This is a genomic window from Capnocytophaga sp. H4358, from assembly GCF_002302515.1.
Taxonomy (GTDB): domain Bacteria; phylum Bacteroidota; class Bacteroidia; order Flavobacteriales; family Flavobacteriaceae; genus Capnocytophaga; species Capnocytophaga canis.
The window spans coordinates 847,460-870,334 of the sequence record NZ_CP022380.1 but is presented as its reverse complement, the minus strand read 5'-3'; the positions used below and the strand labels follow the sequence as shown (position 1 = coordinate 870,334).

Below are 22,875 nucleotides of genomic sequence, written 5' to 3'. Positions count from 1 at the left end.
CAAATGTACGACAGAGTTTTTTGCTTTATCAGTCGAAATGACAGAAAATTTATTGTTAATAATAAACGTTTTAAGAAAAATACGTCTGATATTTTGAAAAATGTACAGAAGTTTGACATAGTAATTATTGGTGGAGGAGCTGCAGGTTTTTTTACAGCTATTAACTGTGCTGAGCGAAATCCAAACTATAGAATTGCTATTCTTGAGAAAGGGAAAGAGGTATTGTCCAAGGTGCGTATTTCAGGCGGTGGTCGGTGCAATGTTACGCATGCCGAGTTTATTCCTCAAAATTTGGTAAAGAATTATCCACGTGGTGAACGAGAATTGCTTAGCCCTTTTAGTCGATTTATGTGTGGTGATGTTATTGAGTGGTTTGAGAGTCGGGGAGTAGCACTCAAAACAGAAGCAGACGGACGTGTTTTCCCAAAATCAAACACTTCACAGAGTATTATTGATTGTTTTTTAGAACAAGTGAAATGTCTTGGTATTGAGTTGTTTAACTCTCATAATGTGATTGATTTCTATAGAGAAGATGCATATTGGGAAGTAAAAACATCTGATAGTATTTTTCGTGCTGAAAAACTGATTATTACTACGGGAAGTAATCCTAAAATATGGAATTTATTGGCAAAATTAGGACATACGATAGTTCCCCCTGTGCCATCTCTGTTTACATTTAACACTTCCGATGACTTTATAAAAGACATGGCAGGGATATCGACTACTGCTGAGGTTTTTTTGTATGACATACATGATAAATCTTTAAAAATCAAAAATATAGCTCCATTGCTTATCACTCATTGGGGATTTAGTGGACCTGCCATATTAAAACTATCGGCTTGGGGTGCCAGAGTTTTAGCAGAGCGTGATTATCGCTGTGTGTTGAAAGTCAATTGGTTATGTGATGATTTGCAACAACCTAGTAAAGAGGAAGTTCTGCAATATTTGCAGGAAATTAAACAAACGCAACCTAAGAAAATGCTTCAAAACACATCATTTCCTAACCTTCCTAAGCGATTGTGGTTAAGGTTGTTAGATAGGGCGGGTGTTTCGCATAGCATACTTTGGGCAAATTTGAACAAAACTTCTTTGCATTCATTGTCCGAAGTGCTAACATCTTCAAGGTTTGTAATCAATGGAAAATCCGTGTTTAAAGAAGAGTTTGTCACAGCAGGGGGAGTGGCTCTTTCTGAAATAAATTTTAAAACGTTTGAAAGTAAGATGTTAAAAAATTTATACTTGGCTGGAGAGGTCATAGACGTAGATGCGATTACGGGAGGTTTCAACTTCCAAAATGCCTGGACAGGAGGTTATTTGATAGCCGAAGCTTTGCAAGGATGAAAAAAAGAGTTTATTTTATAGTTTTGTAAAATAAAATTGCATTTGCCAGTTGAATCCGTCGAGGAAAGAAAATAATTCAAAAATTTTTTAGTTTCCATATATTATATTACCTTTGCGAACTGAATTTTTTTAGACTTAAATATTTTAAAAAATGAATATTACAAAAGAGCAAATTGATGCTTTGAACGCTGTGATTACAGTTGCTATTGAAAAGGATGATTATGCTGATAAGGTAGAAAAAGTGCTTACAAATTACAGAAAAACAGCAAATGTACCTGGATTCAGAAAAGGACACGTTCCTATGGGAATGATTAGAAAACAATATGGAAAAGCAATTCTATTTGATGAGGTAAATAAATTATTGCAGGATTCATTGAACAAATATATTGTTGAGGAAAAATTAGATATTTTAGGAAATCCACTTCCAAAGGAACAGCAAGATTTTAATTGGGATGCAGAAAGCTTTACTTTTGAATTTGAAGTAGGCTTAGCTCCTAAGTTTGAACTTGATTTACAGCCTCAAAACGGTATTACTCGATATGAAATCTCAATTGAAGATGAACTTATTGATCGTCAAGTGGAGCGTATTCGTAAGCAATTTGGAAAATTGATTTCAAAAGGCGAGGTTTTGGATCAAAACGATATTGAAATCACAGGATCGTTTTTTAACGAAGAGAAAAAGATTGACAACCAAGCAACTTTCAAGTTGGAAGCCTTGAGTGCTGATAACCGAAAAGTGTTTGTAGGTAAAAAGATAGGAGATCAGTTACAACTGCAAACCAAAGGATTGTTTAATGATGAGCACGATTTGATGCACTTTTTGAAAGTGTCACATGATGATGTGCATCACTTGGACGTTACGGTAACTTTCACAATCGAAGAGGTTAATGTTCGTGAGGAAGCTGATTTGAATCAAGAGCTTTTCGATAAGTTGTTTCCCGCAGGAACAGTAACATCAGAGACTGAGTTACGTGAAGAAATCAAGAAAAATTCTCAATTTCAATATACAGAACAAGCAGATCAGCATTTTCTAAACCAAGTTACAGACTATTTGGTAAACACTACTCAGTTTGATTTACCAGCAGAGTTCTTGAAAAAATGGTTACGTACGGCAGGTGAAAAAGAATTGACAAAGGAGGAAGCTGACGCTGAATACGAGAAATCAGAAAAAGGACTTCGTTATCAACTTATCGAAGGTAAAATATTAGGAGACAATAATTTGCATCCTACATTTGACGAGTTGAAGGACTATGCTAATAGCTATGTGAAAAATCAATTGACTCAATACGGAATGCCTGTTGATGATGATTCGTACATAGATGGAATTGTAAGTAAAATCTTACAAAACAAAGAGGAAATACAACGCATCAATCAGCAATTAGTATTGAACAAACTATTAGAGTTTTACAAAGCTAATGTAAAAACGAATACTAAAAAAGCTACTTTCGATCAGTTCATCAAAGAAGTTTACAAAACAGACGAGGCATAGAAATTATTAGTGTTTTGACATACAAAGGCGTTAAATTTGGTTTAACGCCTTTTCATCGTAATATATTATCTTTAATTTTATTACCGTCTTGCATACATTTCAACAAACAGGGAGATTATCTCGAAATTTGACTTTAGTTGTCATTTTGTTAGTTTTATAAGTTTGTTTTTCATCACGCATATGCGGTTATACTGTTGAGGTTAAGAGTTTTATATTACTACAGAAAACGTTATTCTACTAAATAAAAATAAAATACTTCATACGGCAGAGTTTTTGAAGAGCTTTCCGTACAAACATAATAAAAATCCATAAACCTATGAATTTCAATAAAGAATTTAAAAAATACGCTACTAAAAAACATGGTATAAATAGTCTTTACTATGATAAAATCATATCAAGTATGACGCCTTATATTATGGAAGAACGTCAACTGAATGTGGCTCAGATGGATGTTTTTTCTCGTCTTATGATGGATAGAATCATCTTTTTGGGAACGGGTATTGATGACCATATAGCCAATATTGTAACAGCTCAGTTGTTGTTTTTGGAGAGTGTTGATAGTTCCAAAGACATCCAGATTTATATAAATTCACCAGGAGGAAGTGTATACGCAGGTCTTGGAATTTATGATACGATGCAGTTTATCAAACCTGATGTAGCCACTATCTGTACTGGTATGGCAGCTTCTATGGGAGCGGTACTTTTGTGTGCAGGAGCTGATGGAAAACGTTCGGCATTGCCACACTCACGAGTGATGATTCACCAACCTTCGGGAGGAGCTCAAGGAGTAGCTACTGATATGGAAATCAACCTAAAAGAGATGTTAAAACTCAAAAATGAGTTGTATGAAATCATCGCTACTCACTCGAAGCAGCCATTTGAACGAGTGTATAAAGATTCTGAGCGCGATTACTGGATGAAAGCCGAAGAAGCTAAGGAGTATGGTATGATTGACGAGGTTTTGGTTAGAAAATAAATTTAAAAACTCTGGTTGGTGTTCGGCATACGCCTTCCATTCTATTTACCAACTTGAAAGAAAGATAATATGGCTAAAAAACAATCAGATAATTTTTGTTCATTTTGCGGTCGTCCTGAGTCGGAAACTGAATTGCTTGTCAATGGATTAGATGCGCGTATCTGTAATCATTGCATCGAACAAGCTCACGGCATATTTTTGGAGGAAATGAATTTTCAAAATGTCAAAACAGCAGACCAAAATGAATTGATTACACTAAAAAAACCTAAGGAAATTAAGGAATTTCTTGATCAGTACGTCATTGGACAGGATGCTACAAAAAAAATTCTTTCTGTGGCAGTATACAATCACTATAAACGTTTGCAACAGCCCGATACGGACGATAACGTAGAAATACAAAAGAGTAATGTCATCATAGTTGGACAAACTGGCACGGGAAAAACGTTGGTAGCGAAAACCATAGCTAAGTTGTTAAACGTTCCTTTGGCAATTGTTGATGCTACGGTACTTACCGAGGCAGGATATGTGGGTGAGGACGTAGAAAGCCTTTTAGTACGTTTGTTACAAGCGGCAGATTATGATGTGGCTAAAGCAGAAAGAGGTATTGTGTTCATTGATGAGATAGACAAAATTGCTCGTAAAGGTGATAATCCCTCTATTACGCGCGATGTGTCGGGGGAGGGGGTACAGCAAGGTTTGTTGAAACTCTTAGAAGGTTCAGTGGTAAATGTTCCACCTAAAGGAGGACGCAAACATCCCGACCAAAAGTACATTGAGGTCAATACGGAGAACATACTATTTATTGCAGGAGGTGCTTTCGATGGTATTGAGCGTATCATATCGAAGAGGATGAATATGCAAGCAGTAGGATATAACACCTCAAAAAACACTCAGATTGATAAAAAGAATTTGATGCAGTACATTATTCCTAAGGATTTGAAAGATTTTGGATTAATTCCAGAAATTATAGGGCGTTTGCCTGTGCTGACGTATATGAATCCCTTGGATAAAGAAACCTTGCGAATGATATTGACCGAACCTAAAAACGCTATTATAAAACAGTATCAAAAACTGTTTGAAATGGACGGTATCAAATTCAGTATTGATCCAGAAGCTTTAGATTTTATTGTCGAAAAGGCAATCGAATATAAGTTGGGAGCCAGAGGATTACGTTCCCTTTGTGAGAGTATCTTGACCGATGCAATGTTTGAGCTGCCAAGTTCCAACAAAAAGAAGTTGGTTGTCACCAAGGACTATGCCAAAGAAAAATTAGATAAATCAGGATTGCAAGTAACATCTTAAACAAGAAAACTCAACGCAAAAAAATGTGTTGAGTTTTTTTATTATCTATAACATTTTTCATTACCTTTGTAGGAATATTTCGAATCAGGATGTTAGCATTCAAAAGAAACATAACAGGGTTGCTTAAAGTTTTGATGATTGTTGCATTTGTCTATTTCTTTTGGCTTATGCTGAAAATCACTTGGCTTTATATTCCGATTCGTTCGGATGTTGCTTTTTTGATGATAAAACAGACCGAAGTGAACGCAGATTCGATGTATTTGCCTATTTTTTATGTGCATGTCTATACGAGTATTTTTATCCTTCTGTTTGGATTTTTAGCCATTCTACGTAAAAATTTTGGTATTGCTAAATTGCATCGTTGGACAGGAAGCGCATACGTTATCCTACTTTTGCTATTTGCCGCTCCTTCAGGTATTTATATGGGAATATATGCTAATGGAAATGTTTATTCCGTAGTTTCTTTTCTTATCTTAGGAATACTTTGGTGGTGGACAACTTTTATGGCGTATAGAACCGCAAGAGGAGGGAAATTTATCAAGCATAAACATTGGATGTGGCGAAGTTTTGCTCTTACCTTATCAGCTATTACTCTGAGAATGTGGAAAGTAGTTATAGTTTACTTATTTCATCTACCTCCGATGGATACTTATCAAATAATTGCTTGGTTGGGATGGTTACCTAACATTATTTTAGTAGAATACTTAATTTGGAAGAAAATAATTTAAAAAATACGATTATGAAAAAATGTTATTTAATCCTTTTCATGGCTTTTTTTGTGTTAATAGGATGTAATGAATCTCCTAAGAATAAAAAGCAAGAAAATCCAGAAGAAAATACAGGTGTTCAGATAGAAAGACTACTGCCTGAAGTTACAGAAAGAGAGGCTTTAGCAAAAGAACACTATCCTGAGTTGTACGGAATTTATTCGGGCGATTTTATGATTCCTGAAAATGATGAAGAAATTAATTATTCAAGAGTAGAATATGGTGACTATAACAAGAAAATATCGTTGAAATTCAATAGAATAATCAATGATACGGTTTATGGGCATAGCATCACGGGAGGAAATCAGCGACCCTTTGTTGGAACGTATGACAAAACATCTAACGTTTTTATCCTTAATGAACCAGGAGATGACAAAACCGATGGAAAGTTTGAATTACAACTCAAAAATGACAGTATAGTGGGAGTTTGGCGAGTTTATCAAAAGAAAAACGTACGTATTCCCAAAAAAGAATTGCGTTTGCAGAGAAAAGTTTTTGCATATGATCCTAATTTGATGTTGGATAGGGATACGGATTTGATAGATTGGTCAAGCCCTAAAGAATTTATAGATAGTTTTGTTGATTCGGACACAGAAGAGGGAGAGGAAGAGAATTACTCAGATGTCAGGTATCGTGTTGCTTCAGAACTTATTTTTGAAATAAATGCTTCAACGCAAAAGCTGACCGAAAAAGATCTGAAGAATCTTAAAAAATTAGATTTGGAAATCATTCGAAATTCAGTTTACGCACGTCATGGATATTCGTTCAAGAAAGCAACTTACCGATACTTTTTTGAAATGACAGATTGGTATATTCCTGTTTCTGATAATGTTGATGATCAGCTTTCAGTGTTGGAAAAGGAGAATATTGTACTGCTGAATCGTATGATAAAATATGCCGAAGATCATTATGATACTTTTGGTAGGTAAGTAGAGAATAGTAGTTAGTGATTAGCTTATAGTAATTAATTTTCAACAATATCAATAAATAATATGTATCCAATAAAATTTAAACCCATTTTAAAAGAACGTCTTTGGGGAGGAACGAAGCTCAAAACATTGTTTAATAAACCGATAGAAACCGATATCACAGGCGAGAGTTGGGAGGTGTCAGCAGTCAAAGGAGATATTTCCGTGGTAGCGAATGGCGAATTCAAAGATAAGTCATTGCAGGAGTTGATTGATTTATATCCGAATGAGTTGTTAGGCAAACATGTCTATGAAAGATTTGGTACAGATTTTCCAATTTTGATAAAATTCATTGATGCTCGTGAGGATTTATCAATTCAGGTACATCCTAATGATGATTTGGCAAAAAAACGACATAATTCTTTTGGAAAAACTGAGATGTGGTACGTTATGCAAGCCGATCCAGGTGCAAAACTCATTGTAGGGTTTAATAAAGATGTAACCAAAGAAGAATATCAGAAACACCTCACAGAAGGTACACTTACTGATATTATGAATTACGAAGAGGTGAGCGAAGGCGATACTTTTTTCATCAATACGGGTAAAGTTCATGCCATTGGAGGAGGAATAATCATAGCTGAGATTCAGCAAACAAGTGATATTACCTATCGCGTGTACGACTTCAATCGCAAGGACAAGAACGGTAATTTGCGTGAGCTTCACACCGAATTAGCCTTGGAAGCTATTGATTATCAGAAGAAAGATGATTTTAAAGTAAGTTACTCAAAATCAGAGAACACGACCAATAAAATGGTCGATTGCCCTTATTTTATTACCCATTATTTAAGTCTTTCGGAAGATTTTGAAAAGAAAATTGGAGCGGAAGACTCATTTCACATCTACATGTGTGTAAAAGGCAGTGGAATAGTTTCTGATGGAAAAACAGAACTATCTATAAATCAAGGAGAAACAGTGCTTTTCCCCGCAGTTTGTGATACGTTACAAGTGAAAACATCAGGCATTGAACTTTTAGAAGTTTCTTTGTGATAGAAAGGGTACGAATCTCAAAGTGAATATTCGTAAGGGAAAAAATTAGGTTGCATACAGCAATTTGTGTAAGTTAAAGAGTTAGTTATTGAGAATTTATAGAACTTAAAAAACGAAAGTTTAACTAATGCTTCGGTATAGCTAAATAACTCTTTAACTTACACTCTTTTTTGGATAATATCAAAAGCTATTTCACAGGTGTAAACCATAATAATCTGTCCAAAGGAACAGTAAATTTGTACGATTTACCACCTTTATATACCTTTCCTTTGTCATCCTTCCACTTTCCTTTAGGAAGTTTTACACTTCGGACATTACTTTTCTCCATTATTGGAGCTACCAGATAGGTGTCTCCCAGCATATACTGGTCTTTACAATCTTCAAATCCTTGATTCGGGAAAGCGTATTCCATATGTTGAACAATAGGTTCACCTGTTTTAGCAGATTTTTTAGCTTGTTGTAATATATAATCGCCTAATTGTTCGTGCCATTTTGCGTATTTCAAGCATATTTCAAGATTTTCTTTACTCAAAATTCGCCAAGGAGCTACCGAAAACTGCATCATTGGCATCATTGAATGAATCTGACAAGAACGAACAATCAAACTTTGGTCAAATTTTGTAGGGTCAATACCTTGAAAACTAGAAAATTCACCTCCTCCAATCATATCAGGACAAGTATAAGCATATCCAAGGAGTCCACAAGCAATCATATCAGGGACGAGTCGCGAAACGCCATCCCAAGAATACGTTTTATCTCCCAAGCGTTGTACTAAAGGTTGCCCTCCCATTTGCCAACAAGCACGATACTCGTTATAAGGGAATTCCAAACCGAGTTTTGCCCAGAGGAAAGTCTGTTCTACGTCAAATGATTGTTTGTCAAAAACATCAATCTCCTCTTCGAGGTAACGCTCTGGGTCACCTGCGTCAAATTTAAATCCGTCGATGCCGTAATCCTTTTGCATCTTTTTGAGTATCTGGGTAAAATGATCAAAAGCATTGGGGTTACTAAAATCGTAACAAGCACTGAATCCATTCCACCAACGTAATAAGGCTGCGTATTTGCTGTTTTTTTTCTTTACAAGGAAACCTTTACGCTGTAAGTTTCTAAATTCTTGTGAATCAGGTGATACAAAGGGACTAACCCACAGTAAAACTTTGAATCCCATTTTGTGGAGTTCATTTATCAATGCTTTAGGATTAGGAAATTTGTCTGGACGAAATTCAAAATTCCCGTAGTATTTCTGCCAGTTATCGTCAATCATCAAAATACCTGCGGGAAAACCGTTTTTCACGATATTTCGGGCATAATTTAGGATATCTTCTTGATTTTGGTTGTAAACTAGTTCAATCCACGTGTTGTATTGAGGTTTTGAAAAGAAGAGTTCAGGAGGGATTTTTCCTGATGATGGAAAGTATTTGTTACAGGCAGCCAGATAAGCCTCACGGAGGGTATTTCCACCAGTTCCTAGTTCAATTTTTCCACGTGTGGTTTTTACTTTAATTTGATTTTCTGTGAATTGAAACTCCATTGGTGCTTCACTCCAAAGATAGCGCCCTTTGTTAGACACAAAAAGGGAGACAGTTTGATTGTTGAAATTACGAGTTCGCAAGTCGATGACTTTCGTTTGTGAAAAAGGCATTGAATTACCAAAGCTGGTAGCTCCACCCCACCATTTTTCACCTGTGAGCAGGTTGATTTCCTTCTGCTCTTGTGCTGAAACTACTAACGTTAAGCAAAAGAGACTAATCAAACTGGAAAAATTTTTTATCATCTTTATTCTTTTTTATTACACCAAATAATAGGAAGTGATGGGTGATTTTAGTCAATAGAGATTAACAATTAAGTGATTATACTTTTTGAATCTTAAACGTTATCTTTTATTCTAAATCGAATGTAAGTAATCGGTTTATTTTGAGATAGATAAAACTGCTCGTAGAACGTTTGAATTTCTGTCACATCTGCTGGAACCCCATCGCTGTTGTAGATATTATGATTTGCATAAACCACCTCATGTCCCAATCCATGAAGCAGTCCTAGGGTATATCCATGCATAAATTCGCTATCCGTCTTCAAATGGATATAACCTTCCGATGAAAGTATGTTTTTGTAGCGGTTTAAAAAATCCATATTTGTAAGCCTATGTTTGGTGCGTTTATATTTGATTTGTGGATCAGGAAACGTAATCCAGATTTCACTCACTTCCCCAGGAGCGAAACAATGTTCAATAAGTTCAATTTGTGTGCGTAAAAACGCTACATTAGGTATGTTTTCTTCAATAGCAGTTTTCGCACCACGCCAAAATCGAGCTCCTTTAATATCAATACCAATAAAATTTTTATTCGGATTTTTCTTTGCTAATCCGATAGAATATTCTCCTTTACCACACCCCAATTCTAATACGATTGGCAGATTATTCTTAAAATATTCTTGATGCCATTTGCCTTTAAAAGCGAAGGATTCGGCAAGTAGCTCATCCCGTTTAGGTTGCAGTACATTTGAAAAAGTTTCGTTCTCTTTGAAGCGTTTTAGTTTGTTTTTACTTCCCACAGCTATATTTTTTAGATTGAATAAGGATGTCTGAAATGATTATTTCGTTTGAATTATAAAGGTTGTAACGGATTTATTCTTCTGTATATTAATTTTTTAGATCGCTAAAATGTGATTTTTCAGCAGGTTAATAATCTTATAATTCAGGGGGCAAAAATACAGAAAAAAGAAGATTTGAGAAATTTTATATCTGTTTTTCGTGTAACTTTTCTATAATTTCATTTCTTTTTTCAAATATAATGCTCCTAATAGCCGTTAAAGGAAAATACCTCAAGAGAGTGGATTTATTTTGATTTTAGGTTAATATTTTTATTTAAATTCATTCTACATAAAAATATTTTTTTATATTTGCACCGGAACAACCATAGGAGGTACAGGTATTTTCTACGCAGGAAACGGAATTGCTTTCGTCCCTTATTATGATCAATCCAAAGGAAAGAAAGAAGTTGCTTGGTCTATAGCACGTGTTGATATCAATAGAAAGACGGCTATCAAAATGAATTTCCCTGAAAACCTTGATTTATCAGTGTATCAAAATGCTAAGAAAGGAAAGGATGGGAAGGTATATTTTGCCTTGGTAGCCAGAGGAAGCCAAAGCGGAAAAGTATATATTGTTGACCCTACGAAGGAAAGCCCAAATGCTTTTGAAGAAGGTACTTCTCTTCAAGTGGCGGCAGGAGTTTCTTATGTAGGTATCTACTAAGGTGCGATTGTATTTTTTGATCTAATCTTTTAACATTTCTCCAATAGCTAAAAGACGAAATTGAAACAGGGGAGAGTTGTATTAATCCTACTTCATACTGAATTATAACTAGTGAAAGGCTATCCGAAAATAAATCGAATAGCCTTTCTTTATTTAAAAAGCAAATCATAAGCCGGATTCTGTAATCTTTTTGTAAAGACGCTTATCATTTATCTTGATTTACAATTACTTGTAAACTCAAACCGCCTACCCTCCAACATCGAACGAGCCGCTCTCAAGTGCTGGTTTACATAGCGTTGCACCGCATAGAGTTTACCTGATTTCACTACAACCGTATTGTACATCCTTTCTGTTGCACTGGTCCTCGCCTTACGACGGACGGGCGTTACCCGCTATGCTGCTCTATGGTGTCCGGACTTTCCTCTATAAATAGCGATAAGCCGATTTGCTCTCGACGGCAAAAGTATAAAATATATGGAAAATACACAATAGAATCTGCATTGACATATATACATAGAGACTAGGTATTATTGAGAACAAGTTAGTGTACAGTATTTCTTCAGAGGAAAAGACAGAGGAGATACTTTAGAAAAATTGCTACTCAAGTATCTGGTTCGGTGCTAATAGCTGAATATAAGGTATTGTTGTTCTATTCCAATAAATTTGAAGCGCAAATAATATCAAAATGAGATTTTTATGATAAAAGTTAAAAAGAAGATAGAAAGTGAGATTTTAAAGGTAGAAATAGAGTTCGAATAATTGCAAGTTTAAAAGCTAATACCGTGCGGAGCAAAATGTACTAAAAGAAAAGTTAAAAAAAAATTATTTTAACGTTAAAAGCTATGTTACTTCGATAAAATTATATCTTTATGTTACAAAAAATCGTAACTTTGCCCCGTTCTAGAAGGACAATAATATATAATAACTAAAGAATTATGCAAAAAAAATGTTTACTTTTAGTAGTCTTGTTGTTTTCTTTTTTAGGAATACAACAAGTTACGGGACAGATTGATATCAAGAATCCAGTAAATGAATTTGCTGATGGATATCAGATTGTAGAGAAAAATTTCGAAGGGGGGAAAGCTACCGTTGAAATTGACTTCACTAATGCTGGAGATGCTTCGATTGAATTAACTTTACCGCCAGGGGTGACCGTGAAGAATGGTCAAATAACTGATGAGGGAGCAGGAAGTATTACTTCAGTGAATGCTACCACTTCGGTTGTGACGTTTCAAGTGACGGGCGTTACTGCCAATTCAAAGGTAAAGTTTTCCTATATACGTGTACTATCTCCTACATCGCATCATAACCGTATTAATGGAACGCAGATGAAGGATGTAATCAAGGTAACACAAGGGGGAGCAACTGCACAAAAGGATACACCTACTTACGGTTATCAGTATCCGCAGCTTTCAGTACCCACAGGTACTGATTTGCAACCTAATTTAAATCCTTTAACAGGAGTTAATGCAACCACTTTTAAATTGCGTGCTGGTGGAAATGGTATTGCAAAAGACGTGTACTTCTCGGTAGAATACCCAGTAGGCACGAGCTACCATAAAATTTCGCATAACGGAACTCAATTGACACCTTTGACGGCTTCAACAGCTCAAAAGAAACTGTTTAAAATAACGGTACCTGCAGGTTTGAGTAATGGACAAGAACTCCTTATTAATGAAGAATACACCATAACCGAGCGTTGCATTATTGGCGATAAGGAAATCACTTATATGGTTAATTGGGGAACCGACACGGCTCAGTTTCAGCCCGATGGAGCAGGAAACACCTCAAAGCGTACCATACAAAAAACTACGGGAGCGGCTAATATTGACTTTGTAAGAACCAACCCTAATGTCAAAGTAGAGAATGCAGCTCACTTGGATAGGAATTTTACTTATTTTACAAGAGATAAGGGGTATTGCAGTGCTGCCATAGGAGAAAAAGTAGGAACCGTACGAGCAGCGTACAGAAATTATGGTGTTGGCAGTGGTGCTGATGCCGATAAAATTGTAATACGTTTGGCAAAATTGGGGCGAGGCAATCTAAAAGCTACGTTCAAACCAGCCAATGTCAGAATCATCAACCCTACAACCCAAGTGGCTACACCTTTACCTGCCAGTGCCGTAGTGGCAACTACGCATCCCAGTCCAGTTTTAACAGGGGCTGACCGGGTGTTTGATGTTCATTTGTCAGCATTAGGTAGCGACCCCGACGGGGCAGGAGGGTTAGAGGATTTGAACGGCGATGGCAAATATGACGATTTGGCGGCAGGGCAAACCCTACATATTGAGTTCGACCTAATCAAAAATGATGAACTTCCCAAAGTTAATTGTGCAGGTGAACAATTCTTTAATGAAAATTTTTATATCGAATATTACACCTACGTCTATTACACAGAACGTTGTGGAGAGCGGTATGACCATACAAAACCAAGTGCCGTTCAAAATCAGAAGAACGCTCGTAGATTCCTTCCGTTTTATAAACGTTCTTATTTGACAGATGCAGCCTATTTCCCATCTGTTCTGCACGAAGGAGATGACTTTTCAGATGCTCAGATTTCTTTCGGAGAGTATGTTTCTTTTGTACAGCTTCATAAACAAGGAGGAGAGACCTATAAGGTACGTTATAAAATTGAAGCCTTCATTCCTGATGGAATTGAACTTGGCGACGCGAAGTTTTATGATGAACAAACACATCAAACAGGAACTGAAAGACCATCGGCATTAACTGTCTCATCTGATAGGAAAAAAGTAACAGCCATACATCATACGTTGGGGCATTTGCGATTGAAGGTTAAAGCCAAATGTCCAACTACTTCTCCACAACAAATTACGTATAGGTTTTCTGTTATAGACGATTACGAAACGCCCCAGCAATGTGAACTTAAATTGCGTTGTTTCACGCAATCCGTTCAGATTGTTTGTGATGCTTCTTGTCCTAACGACGGGCCTGTACTGCGAAGCGTTACAGCACGAAGAACTGAGAGTTCATTAGGGTGGACAGACGGAACGATGACCACACGGCTTACGTATGCAAATCCGCTTACCGAAGCTCAGGAAATATCATCGCGAAGAGCCTTGTATTTGGACGAAATAGAACTACGAGCCAAAGGAGAACAAAGACGTGGGCAAGCCAATAATTTGTATTACAAATTGGATTTTACCCAAGGGGTTTTGATATCTCCTGTGAGTCTTCGATTTACCTTTACCAGTGGAACGCGTTCAGGAACAAGCGTTGATATTCCTATGTCCGATGTACAAATAAGTACAACTCCCGTAGGTACGGAAACACCAGACAACCCTGCAAAAAGAGGAGTTCTTTGGAATTTGACATCCGCTTTGGGTGGAACGCCTTTAAACCAAGGAGATACCTTTGAGGTATATGCAATATTCAAAGTAGATGGAAACGTAACAAAAACACAATCAACCTTTGCACAAGATTTGCAGATGACAGAGCAAACCTACTTCTTTATGTACGAAGGAACAGCAGAGAAGTATTGTGGCGTTCCTCGTTCGCCAGAGATGTTTGTGGCAAATACCTATTCGTGGGATCATACCAATGATTATAATGTAAATGGTTGTACGTCAACCAATATAGGCTCCAATATGATGTTCCTCTCACGAAGATTTAATTCTAATGGGGTTCGTTACAGAGGTGAGCATCGACCAGGACGTTTGATAAAAGAGTTTACATTTACTATCCCTAAAACATATAAGATTACAGGGGTATATTACATACGTGGCGTAGTTAACTCAACAGGTGCACTGCAAGAACAATCAATTCAGATTCCGTTGAGCGATATGCAAATGAGTGTGCAGGGCAATAGCATTCAGTACCGATACGAAAACCCCATCGAAGGCGGAAAATACAAATTATTACCAGGGTTTATCTCTATACATAATGGTTATGGTGATTGGATAAGGGTTGGGGTTCAAGCAACCTGTGGTTCAGGGCTTGTAGTAGAGCCAGCAAACATAAAAGCCCAGTTCTATGATTACTACTATCACTATGGCTTGGCAAGTAACGGAGGGTCGCCAGGCGGAGCTCCTTTGGTACATATGAATGATAGGAGTAATACCCCCAATCCTAATGGGCAAACAAGAGACTTGGCATTTAACAACAGACCTGCCATAACGCTTACGCCACATACCAACCTAAGCGTTAAAATGACCGATCAGGTGCGTACCCTTGGACTTACACTTAAAAGTACTGGAGGTAGTGCAGCACCGTACACTTGGATTTCGATCCCAGATGTTTCAGGGGTGGAAGTAGTCGGCTTACTTGATGGTACTACAACATTGACACATATAGCAACCATTTCAGGGCAGAAAATGTACCATTTAGAAGCTGCAGGTTTAGCCGTAGGTGCAAGTAAAACCTATAATTTAAAGGTACGCCTAATCAATTGTGCTAACGCAACAATGACAGTTTACGCAGGATGGAATTGTGCCGAGTTTTCTCAAGGCTATGAGCATGCAGGTACATGTAGCGGTTTGCCAAATACCTTTGTTACGTATAGCTTAGAAAACGAAAATAGTTTAGTACAGTTAAAACGTAAGGCTACACCTAATAGCACTGAAACAGGTGAGCAGGCTGTCGGAAAACTAAGAATGTGTGGAGACAACTGGTATGAGTATGAAATTAACAGTGGAGGTTTAGGAGCTGTAGTATCACCTCGTTTGGCAATCAGTACCCAAGATGGTATTGATATTGCAGAAGTGCAGTATTTCTACCCATATGACAGTACTATAACAAATACTGTTGTGGGAACTAACGAAGTAGTTGACGGTGAAAATGCGAGGGTATATAACTTGACACCATATCTTTATGGAACAGAAACTCATCCAGGTGAAAATGACAGACAAATACGTGTACGCATCAACGTACGACCTAATTGTGATTTCAATGTAGGATCTTCGTTCTGGGTGCATGTATTGGGGCAAAATCCGTGTGGAGGTGCTTTGCAAGGAAATAGAGACAACGCCATTACAGCAAGTATTGACGGGGTAGCTGCAATGACTTACCGTATGGATAACACCTTGATATACAAAAATGGTAACGCAAATAATTGTGTTACAGGGGCGAGTGCTATTTATGAAGGTAGGCACCAAGCAGTTACACAGTCAGGTTTGGGAAGTATTGGAACAGGAGGCTATGTGGTACTTCGTATTCCATCAGGGTACGAAATCGTTCCAGGGTCATACAACCAAGTGGAAGCAAATCCGTCTACGTTATCTACTTCATTAGCTGCAACTTCAACACCAACCGCATCGGGAGCTACAGAGTATCGAATTGCAATACCAAATATGGCTCACGGTAATTGGTTTAAATATCAAGTTGGTGTCAGACAAAAAGCAGGTACTCCGGCAACAGATTGTGGAATAGAACGGCAAATCGAATACTACACTGTTGACCAAGCAACTAATATAGCTTGTCCTGCCGATGGCACTACTTGTCCAGTGCTTACGACTTTGACATCAGCAACAAAACAAGTCAAAGTAGAATCACAGAGAGCCTCACTCCAAATTGAAAATGTGTCAGTAACCGCAGCTGCACAGGGAGGAAAAGAGCGTGTAACATTCAAATTTGATGTAAAAAATACAAGTGGAATAAATTATACAGGAGACTTAGTAGTTTCATTCTATGAAGATACTGTTTTCGATTCAATGGTGGGTACGGGCGATAATAAGGTCGGAACAATAACTTTTACAGGAACCACTATCAACGCAGGAGCTTCTGTTAATTTAACAGGTTCGTTGGACATTCCACAACAAAACGTGTGTAGGCTTCGTGCTATCATTGAAGGTAGTAGTAATAGTTGTTTGTGTGATATGTCGGATATTCAATTGGCAGTGCCTAATCCCATAACAGGTTTAGTGACTGATTTGACCGTTTGCGAAACAGGTTCAGCAGTTTTTGCTTACAATGCAGCAGCTCCAATTTATACATCTTATAAATGGACTTCGTCCACTGCAGGTAATATGAACTATCTTTCAAATGCGGATATCCAAGCGCCTACATTCAAGTATACAGGGACACCATTGACAGCAGTAACAACTTTCACCTATTCTTTGACGGTAACACGTTCTAACGGATGTACAGCGTCACAGGAGGTAGTTGTTACGGTGAATCCAGCACCTGCACCAACGTCAATTTCAGGGGCATTCTGTGGTTCACCTACTGTATTGAATTTGAAAAACAGAGTGAATCCAACAAATCCGTCAGTGGTTAGAGTTTATTTAGCATCATCACTTCTTGCGGATACTGATAACTTGATAAATGGAAATACGTATGAAGTTTCAGTAATCCAAGGGACTTGTGAAAGTAGAAGAGCGAGTGTTTCTGTAGTAATTTCTGCTATTCCAACTCCAATGGTAACCGTAGTTAATGCGACTTGTTTAGTAGCAGGTTCAGCAGCTATTGCTAACTATGAAGCTACATATGCTTACACATTTAGTGATGCAGCGGTAACCCATACAGGGGCGACCATTACAGGTTTTGCTTTAGGAACAACCTATACGATGACGGTTTCCAACGGAACATGTTCGGCTACTACAACTTTCGTGGTAAACAACACTTGTACTATTGATGCTGTTGATGATCCTGTTACAGCAACTTCGACCACTACACCAGTGGTGGCAGGTAATGTGTTAGGTAATGACACCATCACCAGCGGAACAGTAAGTACAAGCAATGTAGATATTTTTATTGTTACACCGGCTACGGGAGCTGTAGTTCCAAGTGTTCAAACAGGGACAGGTGATATCATTGTACCTCCGAGTACGCCAGCAGGAACCTATACTATTGTTTATAAAATCTGTTCAAAAGTAGTTACAGACACTTGCGACACAGCAACAGTAACAGTAGTAGTACCTTCGTTTATAGAAGCTAATGATGATGTTTATACTGTAACTTCTACAACGGGAGGATTGGTTAGCAATGTATTGAGTAATGATACCGCTAATGGTAGTCCAGCCACAGTGGGTACGGTTAGTATTACAAGTGTAACGCCATCTCCATTACCAAATGCACCGATATTAGATGCTGCTACGGGTAATGTTACAGTAAGCTCAACGACTCCATCAGGGACTTACACCATTACGTATGAAATTTGCCCATTGGGAGTAGCTTCAGCTGATGTAAGTTGTGATACAGCAACAGTAACAGTAGTAGTACCTCCGTTTATAGATGCTAATGATGATGTTTATACTGTAACTTCTACAACGGGAGGATTGGTTAGCAATGTATTGAGTAATGATACCGCTAATGGTAGTCCAGCTACAGTGGGTACGGTTAGCATTACAAGTGTAACGCCATCTCCATTACCAAATGCACCGATATTAGATGCTGCTACGGGTAATGTTACAGTAAGTTCAACGACTCCATCAGGGACTTACACCATTACGTATGAAATTTGCCCATTGGGAGTAGCTTCAGCTGATGCAAGTTGTGATACAGCAACAGTAACAGTAGTAGTACCTCCGTTTATAGATGCTAATGATGATGTTTATACTGTAACTTCTACAACGGGAGGATTGGTTAGCAATGTATTGAGTAATGATACCGCTAATGGTAGTCCAGCCACAGTGGGTACGGTTAGTATTACAAGTGTAACGCCATCTCCATTACCAAATGCACCGATATTAGATGCTGCGACGGGTAATGTTACAGTAAGTTCAACGACTCCATCAGGAACTTACACCATTACGTATGAAATTTGCCCATTGGGAGTAGCTTCAGCTGATGTAAGTTGTGATACAGCTACGGTAACTATAGTAGTTACAGCTGTAACTACTCCTACGGTAGTCACCGCTACTGATGATGTAGTAACTGTAACGACCACAGAAAGTGGAACTGTAGGAAACGTGTTGGATAACGACAAGCTTGGTACAAAAACGCCAACAACATCTGATGTAACGATAACGGTAACGTCAACCCCAACGGGAACAATCGTACCGAATTTAGACCCTGTAACAGGAAATGTTATGGTGCCGTCAGGTACTCCAACCGGAACGTATACGATAGGTTATAGCATCTGTACAAAATCGGGAACGACTACCTGCGACACAGCTACGGTAACGATAGTAGTTACAGCTGTAACAACCCCTACGGTAATCACCGCTACTGATGATGTAGTCACTGTAACGACCACAGAAAGTGGAACAGTAATGAACGTGTTGGATAATGATAAAATTGGCACGAACACACCAACAACATCTGATGTAACGATAACGGTAACGTCAACCCCAACGGGAACAATCGTACCGATATTAGACCCATCGACAGGAGATGTAACCGTACCATCAGGAACACCATCAGGAACGTATGAAATTGGTTATAAGATCTGTACAAAAGTAGGTATAGTAACTTGTAGTACAGCCACAGTAACGATTACAGTTACAGAGGTAGTAACACCAACAGTGTTAATCGCTAATGACGACCCAGTAACTGTAACGACCACTCAAAGTGGAACTGTAGTTAACGTGTTGGATAATGATAAAATTGGCACGAACACACCAACGACATCTGATGTAACAATAACGGTAACGAAAACTCCAACAGGAACAATCGTACCGAACTTAGACCCTGTAACAGGAGATGTTACGGTCCCATCAGTTACTCCAACGGGAACGTATGTTATAGGCTATGAAATCTGTACAAAATCAGGAACGATTACTTGTGCTACGGCTACTGTAGTAATAACAGTTACAGCGGTAACGACCCCTACCGTAATCACGGCTACTGACGACCCAGTAACTGTAACGACCACTCAAAGTGGAACTGTAGTTAACGTATTGGATAATGATAAAATTGGTACAAAAACGCCAACAACATCTGAGGTAACGATAACTGTAACGTCAACCCCAACAGGAGCGATAGTACCGAACTTAGACCCATCGACAGGAAATGTTACGGTATCATCAGGCACACCAACGGGAACGTATGTTATAGGCTATGAAATCTGTACAAAATCAGGAACGATTACGTGCGACACAGCTACGGTAACTGTAATAGTTACAGCTGTAACAACCCCTACGGTAATCACGGCTACTGACGACCCAGTAACTGTAACGACCACTCAAAGTGGAACAGTAGTGAACGTGTTGGATAATGATAGACTTGGTACTAATACACCAACAACATCTGATGTAACGATAACTGTAACATCAACCCCAACAGGAGCGATAGTACCGAACTTAGACCCTGTAACAGGAAATGTTACGGTACCATCAGGTACACCAACAGGAACGTATACGATAGGTTATAGCATCTGTACAAAATCAGCAACGATTACTTGTGATACTGCTACAGTAACGATAGTAGTTACAGCTGTAACAACCCCTACGGTAATCACCGCTACTGACGACCCAGTAACTGTAACGACCACTCAAAGTGGAACTGTAGTGAACGTGTTGGATAATGATAGACTTGGTACAAAAACGCCAACAACATCTGATGTAACGATAACGGTAACGTCAACCCCAACGGGAACAATCGTACCGAACTTAGACCCATCGACAGGAAATGTTACGGTACCGTCAGGTACTCCAACGGGAACGTATGTTATAGGTTATAGCATCTGTACAAAATCAGGAACGATTACATGCGACACAGCTACGGTAACGATAGTAGTTACAGCTGTAACCCCTACGGTAATCACCGCTACTGACGACCCAGTAACTGTAACGACCACTCAAAGTGGAACAGTAGTGAACGTGTTGGATAATGATAAAATTGGCACGAACACACCAACGACATCTGATGTAACAATAACGGTAACGAAAACTCCAACAGGAGCAATCGTGCCGATATTAGACCCTGTAACAGGAGATGTTACGGTACCATCAGGTACACCAACGGGAACGTATACGATAGGTTATAGCATCTGTACAAAATCAGGAACGATTACTTGTGCTACGGCTACTGTAGTAATAACAGTTACGGAGGTAGTAACACCAACAAATACGACCGTAGCGAAAGATGATATTAACAATACGTATGTTAATACACCGGTTTCAGGAAGTGTAGGAACGAACGATTTAGATCCTGAGGGAGATACGCAAGTATGGACAATACAAACAAATACAGTAGGAGGACATAGCTTTGTGTTGAACGCAGACGGAAGATATACGTTTACTCCTTCGACAGACTTTGTAGGAACGGTATCTTATACGTATGAAGTATGTGATAACGGAACACCGCAGGCATGTGCAACAGCTACGATAAGTATCCAAGTATTACCGAAAGGAATCAATAGTTTGGTTGCGAATGATGACACAGCTGTTACTAAAGTAAATACAGGTGTTTTGATAAGCGTGTTGTCGAATGACTTTGATCCAGAAGGAGATACTTTCAGTGTAACGACACATACCAATCCATCTCATGGAACAGTTGCCTTGAATGCTGACGGAACATTCACATATACACCAACAACAGACTTTGTAGGAGAAGATGAGTTCACTTACATCATTTGTGATGGTAATGTAACGTCTACTTGTAAAACAGCGAGAGTACATGTGTCTGTGGTATCTACAACAACTAATATTACAGTTGCTAATGACGATGCTTACAATACAGATGTTAATGTAGCAGTAGTAGGAAATGTGTTGAATAATGACACCGACCCAGAGGGCGATACAGTAACTACTACAGTGGTAACAACTCCTTCTAATGGAACGTTGAGTTTGAGTACAGATGGTACGTTTACGTATACACCGACTACGAACTTTGTAGGGACAGACTCCTTTACGTATAGAGTTTGTGATAGTGGAACTCCACAGGCATGTGATGAAGCTACGGCTTACATTACGGTTAAAGGAGTTGTAGCTACACCTACAGCGAACTCGGATACGTTTACAGCTACGACTTCGACCAACACGCAAACAGTAGGAAACGTATTGGATAACGATAGGCTTGGTACTAACACACCAACAACATCTGATGTAACGATAACTGTAACGTCAACCCCAACGGGAGCAATCGTACCGAACTTAGACCCATCGACAGGAAATGTTATGGTGCCGTCAGGTACGCCAACGGGAACGTATACGATAGGTTATAGCATCTGTACAAAATCAGGAACGATTACATGCGATACTGCTACAGTAACGATAGTAGTTACAGAGGTAACAACTCCAACGACACCTGTAGTAGCGAAAGATGATGTTGAACAGACGGTAGTTGATACACCTGTTACGGTTAAAGTAGTATCTAATGATGAGCATGTGCCTACGCAAGGAACTTTGACTATTGTTACGCAACCTAAAAACGGAACGGTTGTTATCAATAACAATGGAACGACTAATGATCCGTCAGATGATGAGGTTGTTTACACACCTAACCGAGGTTATGCAGGAGTAGACAGTTTCGAGTATGGGCTTTGCGATACGATGGGTAACTGTTCTATAGCTAAGGTAACGATAACGGTGTTGAATGATGTAATTCCTCACAATGCTATTTCTGTGAATGGAGATGGATTGAATGATTACTTCCATATTCAAGGTATAGAGAGATATCCTAATAATACGGTTCGTATTTATAATCGTTGGGGAGTTAAGGTGTTCGAGACCAAGGGCTATGATAATGTTAATAGAGTATTCCGAGCGATTTCAAACGGACGAGTAACGATTGAAGCTGCTGAGAAATTGCCACAAGGTACGTATTACTATATCATTGAATACACCGATAACAACAACAAGAAACATACGAAAGGAAGTTGGTTGTATATTAAGAAGTAATAATTATAATAAAGCAGTAGGTGATGGAAAATACTGTTGCCTACTGCTTCATCA

11 protein-coding genes and 1 other RNA gene are annotated in these 22,875 nt (G+C 38.3%); 9 read left to right on the top strand and 3 right to left on the bottom strand.

Annotation, left to right across the window (positions count from 1 at the left end; translation table 11 throughout):
* Window positions 1-3: 3 nt before the first annotated feature.
* From CGC49_RS03710 to CGC49_RS03680, 7 genes are all read left to right on the top strand, one after another.
* A complete protein-coding gene (locus CGC49_RS03710; RefSeq protein WP_095911864.1) occupies window positions 4-1,341 on the top strand; it encodes an NAD(P)/FAD-dependent oxidoreductase in 1,338 nt (445 codons plus the stop codon).
* Between the two features lie 151 nt (window positions 1,342-1,492).
* Complete coding sequence (gene tig / locus CGC49_RS03705; protein WP_095911863.1) at window positions 1,493-2,830, top strand: trigger factor; 1,338 nt, start codon at window positions 1,493-1,495, stop codon at window positions 2,828-2,830.
* A gap of 316 nt (window positions 2,831-3,146) precedes the next feature.
* Window positions 3,147-3,806 carry an ATP-dependent Clp endopeptidase proteolytic subunit ClpP gene (gene clpP / locus CGC49_RS03700; protein ID WP_095911862.1) on the top strand — a complete coding sequence of 220 codons (660 nt, stop codon included), beginning with the start codon at window positions 3,147-3,149 and terminating at the stop codon, window positions 3,804-3,806.
* A gap of 69 nt (window positions 3,807-3,875) precedes the next feature.
* The gene (gene clpX, locus CGC49_RS03695) at window positions 3,876-5,108 is read left to right on the top strand and encodes an ATP-dependent Clp protease ATP-binding subunit ClpX (protein WP_042006651.1); all 1,233 of its coding nucleotides are present in this window, start codon (window positions 3,876-3,878) and stop codon (window positions 5,106-5,108) included.
* Window positions 5,109-5,197: 89 nt separating this feature from the next.
* Window positions 5,198-5,836: a DUF2306 domain-containing protein gene (locus CGC49_RS03690; protein WP_095911861.1), complete on the top strand. Its 639-nt coding sequence runs from the start codon at window positions 5,198-5,200 to the stop codon at window positions 5,834-5,836.
* An 11-nt stretch (window positions 5,837-5,847) separates the two neighbouring features.
* Window positions 5,848-6,804, top strand: coding sequence for a YARHG domain-containing protein (locus CGC49_RS03685; RefSeq protein WP_095912675.1), 957 nt, complete (start codon window positions 5,848-5,850; stop codon window positions 6,802-6,804).
* Between the two features lie 63 nt (window positions 6,805-6,867).
* A complete protein-coding gene (locus CGC49_RS03680) occupies window positions 6,868-7,830 on the top strand; it encodes a type I phosphomannose isomerase catalytic subunit (RefSeq protein WP_042344253.1) in 963 nt (320 codons plus the stop codon).
* A gap of 187 nt (window positions 7,831-8,017) precedes the next feature.
* Here CGC49_RS03680 and CGC49_RS03675 read toward each other — a convergent pair whose 3' ends face one another.
* Together CGC49_RS03675 and trmB are read right to left on the bottom strand one after the other, a co-directional pair.
* Window positions 8,018-9,604 (bottom strand): glycoside hydrolase family 31 protein, encoded by a 1,587-nt coding sequence (locus CGC49_RS03675; protein WP_232745196.1) that lies wholly within the window; start codon window positions 9,602-9,604, stop codon window positions 8,018-8,020.
* 92 nt (window positions 9,605-9,696) lie between these two features.
* Window positions 9,697-10,380: a tRNA (guanosine(46)-N7)-methyltransferase TrmB gene (trmB, locus tag CGC49_RS03670; protein ID WP_042344252.1), complete on the bottom strand. Its 684-nt coding sequence runs from the start codon at window positions 10,378-10,380 to the stop codon at window positions 9,697-9,699.
* Between the two features lie 496 nt (window positions 10,381-10,876).
* Between trmB and CGC49_RS03665 the strand changes: the two genes are divergently transcribed.
* Window positions 10,877-11,083, top strand: coding sequence for a hypothetical protein (locus CGC49_RS03665; protein WP_095911860.1), 207 nt, complete (start codon window positions 10,877-10,879; stop codon window positions 11,081-11,083).
* A gap of 153 nt (window positions 11,084-11,236) precedes the next feature.
* On the opposite strand, the gene rnpB is transcribed toward CGC49_RS03665, so the two are convergent.
* An RNA gene (gene rnpB / locus CGC49_RS03660) (RNase P RNA component class A) lies at window positions 11,237-11,535 on the bottom strand.
* A gap of 483 nt (window positions 11,536-12,018) precedes the next feature.
* Here rnpB and CGC49_RS03655 point away from each other — a divergent pair.
* The gene (locus tag CGC49_RS03655) at window positions 12,019-22,821 is read left to right on the top strand and encodes an Ig-like domain-containing protein (protein WP_095911859.1); all 10,803 of its coding nucleotides are present in this window, start codon (window positions 12,019-12,021) and stop codon (window positions 22,819-22,821) included.
* The last annotated feature ends 54 nt before the right edge of the window (window positions 22,822-22,875 follow it).

What these genes read in the sequence shown, in the direction of transcription:
- CGC49_RS03710 (WP_095911864.1), top strand. Translation starts at nt 4, where the DNA reads ATGTACGACAGAGTTTTTTGCTTTATCAGTCGAAATGACAGAAAATTT.
- tig (WP_095911863.1), top strand. Translation starts at nt 1,493, where the DNA reads ATGAATATTACAAAAGAGCAAATTGATGCTTTGAACGCTGTGATTACA.
- clpP (WP_095911862.1), top strand. Translation starts at nt 3,147, where the DNA reads ATGAATTTCAATAAAGAATTTAAAAAATACGCTACTAAAAAACATGGT.
- clpX (WP_042006651.1), top strand. Translation starts at nt 3,876, where the DNA reads ATGGCTAAAAAACAATCAGATAATTTTTGTTCATTTTGCGGTCGTCCT.
- CGC49_RS03690 (WP_095911861.1), top strand. Translation starts at nt 5,198, where the DNA reads ATGTTAGCATTCAAAAGAAACATAACAGGGTTGCTTAAAGTTTTGATG.
- CGC49_RS03685 (WP_095912675.1), top strand. Translation starts at nt 5,848, where the DNA reads ATGAAAAAATGTTATTTAATCCTTTTCATGGCTTTTTTTGTGTTAATA.
- CGC49_RS03680 (WP_042344253.1), top strand. Translation starts at nt 6,868, where the DNA reads ATGTATCCAATAAAATTTAAACCCATTTTAAAAGAACGTCTTTGGGGA.
- CGC49_RS03675 (WP_232745196.1), bottom strand. Translation starts at nt 9,604, where the DNA reads ATGATAAAAAATTTTTCCAGTTTGATTAGTCTCTTTTGCTTAACGTTA.
- CGC49_RS03665 (WP_095911860.1), top strand. Translation starts at nt 10,877, where the DNA reads ATGAATTTCCCTGAAAACCTTGATTTATCAGTGTATCAAAATGCTAAG.
- CGC49_RS03655 (WP_095911859.1), top strand. Translation starts at nt 12,019, where the DNA reads ATGCAAAAAAAATGTTTACTTTTAGTAGTCTTGTTGTTTTCTTTTTTA.